Raw genomic sequence first — 10,128 nt, 5'->3', positions numbered from 1 at the left:
GCTGCTCCGCCGGGCCCGGCGCCGGCACCGCACCGAGCGGGCCGCCGGGCACCGCCGGCAGCACGCCCGCCGCGTCCCGCCCGGCCGCCCCGTCCGGCTCCCCGGCCCCGACCGCCCCCGCCGGACCGGCGGACTGGACGGCGCTGGCCAAGGACCTGCAGGGCACCCTGGTCCGCCCGGGGGACGCCGTGTACTCGGCGGCGGCCCGGCTCTACCAGCCCCAGTTCGACGGGGTGCGCCCCGCCGGCGTGCTGTACCCGGCCCACGCGCAGGACGCGGTCACCGGGCTCGCGTTCGCCCGTCGGTACGGCGTCCCGGTGGCGCTGCGCAGCGGCGGGCACAGCTACGGCGGCTGGTCCGCCGGGCCCGGGCTGGTGCTGGACGTCGGCCGGCTCAACACGGTCACCGCCGCCTCCGGCAGCGCGACGGTGGGAGCCGGCGCGCGGCTGATCGACGTGTACACCGCCCTGGCCGGCCAGGGCGCCGCGATCCCCGCCGGCACCTGCCCGAGCGTGGGGGTGGCCGGCCTGACGCTCGGCGGCGGGGTCGGGGTGACCTCCCGGGCGTACGGGCTGACCTGCGACAACCTGACCGGCGCCGAGGTGGTGACGGCGGACGGCCGGATCCTGCGGGCCGACGCGGGCAGCGAGCCGGACCTGTTCTGGGCGCTGCGCGGCGGAGGCGGCGGCAACTTCGGCGTGGTCACCTCGTTCGACTTCCGGACCCGCCCCGCCGTCGACTGCTCCTACGCCTTCCTCAGCTGGCCCTGGTCCTCGGCGGCCGCGGTGGTGCGCGCCTGGCAGGCCTGGGCGCCCACCGCCCCCGACCAACTCTGGGCCGACCTGCACCTGCTGGCCTGGCCGGACGGGCGCCTGGAACTGTCCAGCACCGCCGTCCACCTCGGACCGTCGGGCGAACTGAGCAACCTGATCGACCAGTTGAGGGTTCAGCCCAGTACCGCCCCGGTCCACGACAAGCCCTTCCTGGACACCATGCAGGTGATGGGCGGCGTCTCGGGCTGGAGCCGGGCCGCCGCGCACCTGCCCGGCTCGCTGCCCGGCCAGGACCCGCAGGGCCGCCTGACCCGCGTCTCCTACGCCTCCCGCTCGGACTTCTACACCCGGGCGATCCCCGACGCCGGGATCCAGGCCCTGGTCGCCGGCGTGGAGCGCTACGCCCGCACCGCGCCCCAGGGCGGCAGCGCCGGAGTCGCCTTCGACGCCCTGGGCGGGGCGGTCAACCGGGTCGCGCCGCAGGACACCGCCTTCGTCCACCGCAACGCCCTGTTCCTCGCCCAGTACACCGCCAACTACCCGAGTCCCGGCGCGGCTTCCGGACCGGCCGTGGACCAGTCGCAGCGCTGGCTGGCCGACGTCTGGGGTGCGATGCGCCCGTACGCGAGCGGCGAGGCGTACCAGAACTACGTCGACCCCGGGCTCACGGGCTGGGAGCAGGCCTACTACGGCGCGAACGCCGACCGGCTGCGCCGGGTCAAGCAGGCCTACGATCCGCAGGGCCTGTTCCGGTTCCCCCAGGGGATCCCCGGCTGACCCGGCGCGCCCCGGGCGGTCGGGCGTCGGTCGGGCGGACCGGGCCGGTCACGGATTGCCGAGCAGCTCCTTCCAGTTGGCGGGCACCCGCCCCGCCGGGCCCGGGGCCGGCTGGTCCACCGGGTGGCTGACCGGGGCCGCCAACTCGGGCCCGTCCTCCAGGTACTCGCCCGTGTCGTAGTTCCAGAACCACGCGTCGCCGGGCTCGTAGCTGCGCATCACCGGGTGCCCGGTCTCCTTGTAGTGCGCGGTGGCGTGCTTGGCGGGGGAGGAGTCGCAGCAGCCGACGTGCCCGCAGAGCGCGCAGCGCCGCAGGTGCACCCACCAGCCGCCGAGCGCGTCGCAGTCGACGCAGCCCGGGCCGCTCGGCGGGACCGACGGGTCGATGGCGTGGTCGGGAATCATGGGGCTCCTCCTGGCGCGTAGGCGGAGCGGGGCACGGCCGGGACCGGGGGGGGAGACGTCGCTCCGGTCCCCGGCCGACCCGGTCCGTGCCCCGCTCGCTCCGGTCCGGTCAGAGCGACCCTAGCCCGGGGGCCGCGCCGAGCTGCCGCAATCGGCGCCGGACGCGTCGCGCCGCCCGCACATCGTTCGGTCGCGCCACGGCGGCCACCCGGCCGAAGTCCTGCCCCGCTCCGCGCCGTGCTGACGGGTCGTCAGTTCGAGCTTCCCGCAGCCGGATCGGCAGCGGGCCGGGCCCGCTCCCGGGCTCCCGGCGGTGGGGAGCGAGGTGTTGCCGAGGTGTTGCCGTGTTCGGTCGAACTGGTGATGCACGAGGTGCAACACCCCCGGATGGTCCATGCTGACGGGCAACTCGACCGCGCGGGACCGAGGTTCGCCCGGCGGCCGAGGGCAGCGGCGGCCGGGTGGTGGTCGGGTGACGGTGGCGAGAGAGGGTCGGGGAGCACGGATGGTGGGGCTGCAACCGCTCGACGAGGGGCTCAACAGCGAGTGCCGGCTGCTGGCGCAGACGCTGCGCGACCAGTTCGAGGTGCTGGGGATCTCGATGCGGCGCTACGCGCTGCGCCGGTTCCTGAACGTGGGCACCCTCTCCCGCTACCTGGCGGGCGCCAGGGTGCCGCCCTGGCAGTTCGTGCTGAACCTGCTGACCGACGTGGCCGAGGAACGCGGCGTCGCCGCCACCCACGAGGCGATCGAGGCGGTCCGCCGGCAGCACGGCGCCGCCCAGCGGACCAACGCGTCGATGACCAAGGCGCTGGCCCAGCTGCAGCAGCAACTGGAGGAGGCCGACCGCGAGGTGCGCCGGACCTCCGCCCGCAAGGACGTGCTGGACGACGCCCTGGTGGAGCGCAACCAGCGGATCGCCGACCTCCAGGTCCGGCTGAACCTGGAGGCCGCGGCCGCCGCGGCCGACGACGTGGACTGCCTGGTGGTCGAGCACAACCGGCTGGCCGCCGAGGTGGCCCGGCTGGTGTCGGAGCTGATCGAGGCCCGGACCCGGATCGCCCGGGCCGAGGCCAGGTGCGAACTGCTGGAGCGTCAGCTCTCCCTGGTCGAGCTCCAGCGGGGACGCGACGGGGCGGAGGTGTTCCCCGCGGTGGAGAGCGTGCGCCACCTGCTGCCCGCGGCCGTGCGGCCGAAGGTGCTCCTGGTGGACGACATGCCGGCCAACCTGCTCGCCCTGAGCAGCGTGCTGGAGACCCCCGACTACCAGCTGACGACCGCCCAGTCCGGCCCCGACGCCCTCAAGGAACTGCTCCAGCACGACGACTTCGCGGTCATCGTGCTGGACGTCCAGATGCCTGGCATGGACGGCTACGAGACCGCCGCCCACATCAAGCGCCGGGCCAAGACCCGCAACATCCCGATCATCTTCCTCACCGCCATCGGCAACGACCCGGACCACTCGGTGCGCGGCTACTCGGTCGGCGCCGTCGACTTCATCGTCAAGCCGTTCGACCCCTGGGCGCTCCGGGCGAAGGTGACGGTGTTCGTGGAGCTGTACCTGGAACGCCGCCTCTACAAGCAGGACGACCACCGGCAGGACGACCACCGGCACGAGGAGCACCGGCACGAGGAGCACCGGCAGGACGAGCACCGGCCCGGCGGGCCGGGCCGGCCGGAGCTCACCGCCGGGGCGGACCAGGTGCCCGGTCAGCGGGCCGCCTGGTAGGCCCGCCCGGCCGGGGTGGTCGTGCTGCCGTCGGTGAACAGGCCGCTGCTCGGCTTCGACGGATCGGCGCCGAGCCCGAACCAGGCGTAGCGCTGGAGGTACGGCAGCGCGTCGAGGGCCTGGGTCGAGGCGGTGACGAAGGCGGCCTGCTGGTCGGGGGAGGGGAACCGGGTGCCCTGGGAGAAGTCGATCAGGGCGTACTCGGTGAGCCAGATCGGCTTCTGGTAGCGCTGGTGGACGGCGGCCAGGTAGGACGTCAACTGCTGGACGGCCTGCGGCGTCTGGAAGTCACCGCCGTACCAGTGCAGCGTGATGAAGTCGACCCGGTAGCCCTTGGCGGCGGCACCGGACATGAACCGGTCCAGCCAGCCGCCGGCCGTGTCCGCACCGGTTGCCACCGCCGGGCTGCCCAGCACCTGGCCGGCCTGCTGGAGCTGCGGCCACAGCGCCAGCGCCTGATCGACCGTCATGTCGGACTGCCCGGCCATGTCGGGCTCGTTGAACCCGAGCAGGTAGGGGCCGTTGGCGCGGGCCTGGGCGAGCGCGGTGTCGGTGACCGAGCCCGGGCCCCAGATCATCGGCACGAAACCCGCCGACGCGGGTGCGGTGATGCCGGCGTGCTGGGTGTTCCAGGTGTAGTACCAGCTCGCCCCGGAGGCGGCCAGGGCCTGGCTCACGCCGTTGAAGGTCCACACGCCCACGCCCTTGCGGGCGGAGCCGGCGGGGACCGGCGGTGGCGCGGCCGCGGGGGTGGCGGCGGGCGAGCCCGGCGACGGGGACGCGGCTGCGGGCGGGGTCGGGTCGGCGGACGGGGCGGGCGAGGGGGACCCGCTCGGCACGGCCGTCGCCGTCGCCGTCGCCGTCGGTGCGGGCGTGGGCGTCGGCGTCGTGGCGGTGGCCGGCGCGGACAGGGCGGTCGTCGCGGCCGGGGCGGAGTGGCCGGGCAGCAACCGGACGCCGACCAGGACGACCGCCGCCGCCAGGGCCAGCGCCGCACCGCCGAGGACCGGCTTGGGCACCGACCGGCGGGCCGGTCGCCGGCGGCCGCCGCGGCGCCGTCCAGGCGCCCGCGGCGCGGGCTGCGGGGAGCCCTGGGTGCCGGCGGCAGGGGCACCGCTCCCGGTGACGGCCGCGAGCACCCGCGCACCGAGGCCGGGCGGCACGGCCACCAGCGGGAGTCCGTACAGCAGCCGCTCCATCGGCAGCACCCCCTGCTCCACCCCGGCGCAGCGCGGGCAGTCGCGGACGTGGCGGGCGAACCGCTTGCGCCACAGCGGACCCGGGACGCCGTCCCAGGCGGCGGCCGTCTCGGCCAGCCCGGGGCAGCGCGGGTCGGCACCCAGCGCGCGCACCACCAACCGGGCGACCTCGATCTGCGTCTTCATCCGCCCGACCCGCACGGCCGCGTGACCGCTCGTCACCCCGAGGGCGGCGGCGAACTCGGTGTGCTCCAACTCACCGGTCGCCTTCAGCCACCACAGCGACAGCAGCTCCCGGTCGTCCGGGTCGAGCCAGCGGGTGGCCTCGGCGACCTCGCGACGCTGCTCGGTCAGGCCCAGGCGCAGGACGGTCAGGCCCGCGAAGTCCAGGGCGGGGTCTGGGATCGCCTCCGCCTCCTCCAGCCGTGCGTCCCGCTCGCGGGCCACCGCCCGGCCGTGCTCGCGGTTGCGCACCTGTCGGATCGTGATGGCCACCAGCCAGGACCGGAAGGCGGACGCGTCCCGCAGTTCCGGCAGTCCGCGCACCATGCGCAACAGCGTCTCCTGTACGACGTCGTCGACGTCGGCGTGACCGTTCAGGGCCCTGCCGACGATGTTGTAGACCAACGGCAGGCACTGGCCGACCAGGTCGTCCAGGGCCCGGCGGTCACCGGCGCGGGCCGCGCTCACCGTCCCGGCGTCGGGCCCGCTGCGGCTGGTGTTCGACATGTGGGTCCAGTCCTCCGTGTGTGGGTGCTGCGGTGGGAGGCTCCCGGTCCGTGGGCCGGACCGTGCGGGGACTCCCTCGGATCGGAGACCGTTCGGCGGCCCCTCCGGCAACAGAAATTTCGGGCGGGGCGGAGATTTCTGTTGCCGCGCCGGCGCGGCCACGGTCACCGATACGTGCGCACGCACCCGGAGACCACGAGGAAGAGGGCACCAGGATGGCACGAGGACGCAGTCGACACGGCGCCAGGTCCCGGCACCGGCGCCGGTGGTACGTGGCGGCCGCCGCGCTCGCGACGGCGGTCACCGTCCTGATCGGCCACGGCGCCCAGTCACCCGCCGGGCCGGCCCGGGCGACCGGCGCGTCCTCGCTACCCGCCGGGGCGAGCGACGCACCGCCGGCGTCGTCGGTGCCGGCGTCGGCGTCGGTGCCAGGGTCGGCGTCGGCGTCGCGCGCGCCCTCGCCCTCCGCGCCCGCGTCCGCGTCCGCCGCGACGTCGGCCACCGCGTCCGTGAGCCCGCCCGCGGTGCAGCCGTCGTCGGTGCCGGCCGGCGCGCGCCTGATCACGCTGGTCAACCGCACCGGCGCCGCGGTCTGGGCGGTCGTCAGCAACAGCCCCGCCTACCCGCAGGGCCGCCGCCTGGACCCGGGCCAGAGCACCTCGCTGACCGTGGCGGACACCTGGAACGGACGCATCTGGGGCCGGACCGGGTGCGCCTCGACCGCTGCCGGCCCCTGCGCGACCGGGGACTGCACCACCGTCTGCAACGGCCCGAACCCGCCGACCACGCTGGGCGAGTTCGCCTTCGACGCCTACGCGGGCATGGACTTCTACGACGTGAGCATGGTCGACGGCTCGAACCTGCCGATGTACATCAACATCTCCCACACCACGACCAGCGACCCGGTCAGCTCCGACGGCTGCTACCAGGGCCGCTGCACCACGGCGGTCGACTGCCCCGCGCCGATGCAGGCCGTGGCGGGCGGGCAGGTGGTGGGCTGCAAGCCGCCGTGCGCGGCCTTCGGCGGTGACACCTACTGCTGCCTCCACCAGTGGGCGGGCCGCGAGCACTGCCTCCCGTCGACGTGGCCGGTCGACTACACCCAGGTGTTCAAGAAGGCCGAACCGTACGCCTACTCCTACGCCTTCGACGACGCGGCGACGATGCCGTGCAAGGGCGCCTGCTACTACCGCGTCACCTTCGGCACCAGCGGGTAGCCGGGCCCGGGCGCCGTTCACGGACCGCGGCGCCCGGGCGCCCCGCCGGGGAGGTCGAGCCACTGCGCGAGCCGGTGCCGGGCCCACCAGGCGAGGAGGGGTGACGGTGCGGCGCCCGGTGCGGGTCCGGGTCCGGGTCCGGAGCCGCCGAGTGCGGTCGGGCCGTGCTCGCCGTGGAAGGCGCGGGCGTCGGCGACCAGGGCGGCCAGCTCCCGGCTCTGCCCGCCGGTGCGGGCCGGACCCGCCATCAGCCGTGCTCCTGGCCTTCGAGCACGGCCGACAGGGCCTTCATGGCCCGGTAGTTGAGGGTCTTCACCGCTCCGGGCGACCGGCCCATGATGACCGCGGTCTCGGCCGTCGTGTAGCCCAGGCAGACCCGGAGCGCCACGCACTGCCGCTGCGGGAGCGTGAGCAGCACGAGTGCGTCGAGGGCCCGGTCCAGCAGCAGCCTGGTCACGACCAGGTCCTCCACACCGGGCACGGCGGGGCCGTAGTCGAGGGCCGGGCAGAGGACTTCCCGGCCGGTCCGGGTCGACCGCAGGTGGTCGATCAGCAGGTTCCGGGCGATGGTCACCAACCAGGCGCCGAAGTCCCGCCCCTGCCAGCTGAACGTGTCGATCCGGCGCAGTGCGCGCAGGAAGGTCTCGCTGGTCAGGTCCTCCACGGCCGGCGGATCGGCCGCCTTCCGGGACAGGTACCGCCGCACGGTCGGTGCGTACTGCTGGTAGAGCCGCCCGAAGGCCTCCCGGTCGCCGGCCTGCGCCCGGGCCACCAGCGCCACCACCGACGGGCCCTGCCGCTGCCCGGGGACGTCCGGTTCCCGGCCGCCCGCCGGTGCGGGCCGCCGGTCGGGCGGGCGGCAGTCGGCCGGGTCGGCCGCGTGGCGCACCGGGACGACCTGCACCACGTGCACCGTCGGACCTGTCGGCAGCATCTGGATCACCTGTGACATCGGACTCCCTCATCGGCGGGGCGATGAGCGAGGATGCTGCCAGCCCGTCGGCGGCGGGAACGAGGTCGAACAGCGGTCATTGGGCGGCCACTCGCCGGACCTTCCGCACGGAGCGTGACGATGTCCGCCGAACGGACCGCTGCTCACGGCTCGGCCTGGGCGACCGTCAGGGTGGATCCACCGGCGGTGCCCGACGGAAGGTCCAGGACCACCGACAGGGTGACCGCGGGCTGACCGCTGCGCAGGGTCACCGGGAGCACGGGCAGTTGGGCGCCGGCGTCGGCACCGTCCACCGTCCAGTGGAACGGCGTGCCGGGCGGGACGGCCGCGTAGTAGAGACCGCGTTGGCCGGGCGCCAGGGTGGCGGGTCCGTAGATCCGCACGGCGTACCGGTCCGGTCCCGATCCGGCGGGCGGCACGCCGAGCTGGGTCGGTGTCACCAGCGGTGCGCGGGTGCGGTCGGCGGTGGCCGACTGCAGGCCCAGCCAGACGACGGCGACCAGGACCCCGACGCTGACCAGCGAACTGAGCAGCCCGACCGACAGCACGGCGAGCTGGCGTTCGCCGAACGCGCGGACCAGGAGGGCGACCCGCCCGGGCAGGCCCCGGGCGGTACGGGGCGGCGGGGCCGGCGCCCCGCTTGACGGGTCCGTCGACGGCGCGGGGGGCGCGGGCGCGGTGGCGGGCGCCGGGGGTGGGGCGGGTGGTTCGGCTGGTGCGGCTGGTGCGGGCGGGGTGTCGGCGAAGCCGAGCTGCGCCAGGGTGCGGCCGGTGGCCTGCTCCAGGAGCCGTTGGAACACCGGCCGCGGGCGCGTCACCTCGCCGTTCTCCCAGCGCCGGACCAGCCGGACCGAGCACTCGACCGGTTCGCCGTTCGCCCGGGAGAGCCGCTCCAGCAGGTCGGCGAACTCCTGCTGGCTCAGGCGCATCTCGATGCGGGCGGTGCGCAGACCCTCATGTCTGGATGGATCGTTCACAGCAGTTCCCGGAGTGTGTGGTGCTTCGCCTGCGGCCGGCGGTTCCGGCGGGAGAGCCGGGCCGGGCCTGGTGGGGGTGGAACCCGGCCGGGCGCCTGCGGCAGTCCGGCAGCACGGAGCACAGGGGTCGAGTCCACGGCCAAGGCTCGTGTCCGCCGACTGCGCACGGGACAACGGGCACGGGACGGAGCCGTGCCAGGAGGGTCACGCACAGCCGAGCACGCGTCGATGGCGAGGGCCGTCACCGTGGTCGAGCCGCCTGCGGTCGGGTCACGGGCTCGCGGGTGCCGACGGACACCTGACGAGCCGGTACAAGCAACTCGCGCGTGGCAGAGCACGCTAGCACGCGGACCGGGACGGTTCTGCCGAATCGGCGCACGACGCACCAGGCAGATTCGGGCGGATTCCGCTCCACTCCGATGATGTGATGTCACGTCAGGAACCCTGACCGCCCAGGGCCGGTGCCGGAGGGCCGTTGAGCAGGCGGGACGGCACGGCGCTCGTGCAGCCGGCCGCAGGGGGACGGCCCACCCGGTCGCAGTCGCGGACGAGCCGCCGACACCGGCTGACGCCGCACCGGGGGTCCGTGGCGGCCGTGTGCCGCCGCCGTGCTCACGGATCCGTCGCGAGGTCATAACAGCTCGACCACAAGCTGACGGTGGATCACCCGCGGTTGCCAGGCTGAGCGCCTCTGATCGGATGAGCAGTGAAGGCACCCATGAGCAAACGCGAGCCCTTCCGCCCCGGATGGTCCACCCCGCCCTCGACGCCGCCCCCGCGCCCGGGAGGAAAGCCCGGACTGGCCAAGACCGTCGGCATCGGCTGTCTGGGGCTGGTCGGTCTGCTGGTCCTCGCCGCGGCGATCGGTGCGACGGCCGACGGGAAGCAGTCGGACACCGTGACCAGCGCGCCGCTGCCGACCGCCGGTTGGCACTCGACGGCCCCCGCCGCGCCCGCGCCGACCACGGCACCCGCGTCCAGCAGCCCGCCCGCGCCGACGGACGACCCGGGGTCCGCGCCCGCGCCGTCCGCCAGCGCCCCGGTGGTTCCGTCGGCCGGCCCGGCCAGGCCGACCGCCCCGGCCAAGCCGGTCACCCCGACCACGCCCGCCGCCCAGACCGGTGGCTCGGGTTCGGGCGGCTCGGGCAGCGGCGGTTCCGGTGCTGCCGCCTGCCACCCGCTGACGAACGCCGGGCGCTGTTACCTGCCCGGCGAGTTCTGTCGTGCGACGGACCGCGGTGTGACCGGCGTCGACGGTCGTGGCGACCCCATCGTCTGCCGGGACAACAACGGCTTGCGGTGGGAGCCCGCCTGACCCCCACGGTCTTCCGTCGCGCCGCCGACCGCCGCGGCGGCGCGACGGAACCCCC

9 protein-coding genes are annotated in these 10,128 nt (G+C 75.3%); 4 read left to right on the top strand and 5 right to left on the bottom strand.

Features of this window, described 5'->3' with window-relative positions; translation table 11 throughout:
* Positions 1-1,550 (top strand): FAD-binding oxidoreductase (locus ACFW1A_RS33085; RefSeq protein ID WP_380415541.1); only part of this gene is annotated, 1,550 nt, incomplete at its 5' end.
* A gap of 48 nt (positions 1,551-1,598) precedes the next feature.
* On the opposite strand, the gene ACFW1A_RS33080 is transcribed toward ACFW1A_RS33085, so the two are convergent.
* Positions 1,599-1,955 (bottom strand): UBP-type zinc finger domain-containing protein, encoded by a 357-nt coding sequence (locus tag ACFW1A_RS33080; protein ID WP_380415538.1) that lies wholly within the window; start codon positions 1,953-1,955, stop codon positions 1,599-1,601.
* Positions 1,956-2,460: 505 nt separating this feature from the next.
* Here ACFW1A_RS33080 and ACFW1A_RS33075 point away from each other — a divergent pair.
* Positions 2,461-3,684 carry a response regulator gene (locus ACFW1A_RS33075; protein ID WP_380415536.1) on the top strand — a complete coding sequence of 408 codons (1,224 nt, stop codon included), beginning with the start codon at positions 2,461-2,463 and terminating at the stop codon, positions 3,682-3,684.
* Here ACFW1A_RS33075 and ACFW1A_RS33070 read toward each other — a convergent pair.
* Entirely contained in the window at positions 3,666-5,612 is a 1,947-nt protein-coding gene (locus tag ACFW1A_RS33070; RefSeq protein ID WP_380415534.1) for a sigma-70 family RNA polymerase sigma factor, read from the bottom strand. The genes ACFW1A_RS33075 and ACFW1A_RS33070 overlap by 19 nt on opposite strands.
* Positions 5,613-6,121: 509 nt before the next feature.
* On the opposite strand from ACFW1A_RS33070, the gene ACFW1A_RS33065 reads away from it, so the two are divergent.
* Complete coding sequence (locus ACFW1A_RS33065; protein WP_380415532.1) at positions 6,122-6,829, top strand: thaumatin family protein; 708 nt, start codon at positions 6,122-6,124, stop codon at positions 6,827-6,829.
* Positions 6,830-6,846: 17 nt separating this feature from the next.
* On the opposite strand, the gene ACFW1A_RS33060 is transcribed toward ACFW1A_RS33065, so the two are convergent.
* From ACFW1A_RS33060 to ACFW1A_RS33050, 3 genes are all read right to left on the bottom strand, one after another.
* A complete protein-coding gene (locus tag ACFW1A_RS33060; protein ID WP_380415530.1) occupies positions 6,847-7,077 on the bottom strand; it encodes a hypothetical protein in 231 nt (76 codons plus the stop codon).
* The gene (locus ACFW1A_RS33055; protein ID WP_380415528.1) at positions 7,077-7,781 is read right to left on the bottom strand and encodes a sigma-70 family RNA polymerase sigma factor; all 705 of its coding nucleotides are present in this window, start codon (positions 7,779-7,781) and stop codon (positions 7,077-7,079) included. The genes ACFW1A_RS33060 and ACFW1A_RS33055 overlap by 1 nt, the downstream gene beginning before the upstream one ends.
* Positions 7,782-7,924: 143 nt before the next feature.
* Positions 7,925-8,758 carry a multiprotein-bridging factor 1 family protein gene (locus ACFW1A_RS33050; RefSeq protein WP_380415526.1) on the bottom strand — a complete coding sequence of 278 codons (834 nt, stop codon included), beginning with the start codon at positions 8,756-8,758 and terminating at the stop codon, positions 7,925-7,927.
* Positions 8,759-9,476: 718 nt separating this feature from the next.
* On the opposite strand from ACFW1A_RS33050, the gene ACFW1A_RS33045 reads away from it, so the two are divergent.
* Positions 9,477-10,073, top strand: a complete 597-nt coding sequence (locus ACFW1A_RS33045; RefSeq protein ID WP_380415524.1) for a hypothetical protein — start codon at positions 9,477-9,479, stop codon at positions 10,071-10,073.
* The last annotated feature ends 55 nt before the right edge of the window (positions 10,074-10,128 follow it).

It is taken from the genome of Kitasatospora sp. NPDC058965 (assembly GCF_042741245.1).
Taxonomy (GTDB): domain Bacteria; phylum Actinomycetota; class Actinomycetes; order Streptomycetales; family Streptomycetaceae; genus Kitasatospora.
The sequence above is the reverse complement of the archived record's forward strand: the minus strand, read 5'-3'. Positions and strand labels throughout refer to the sequence as shown.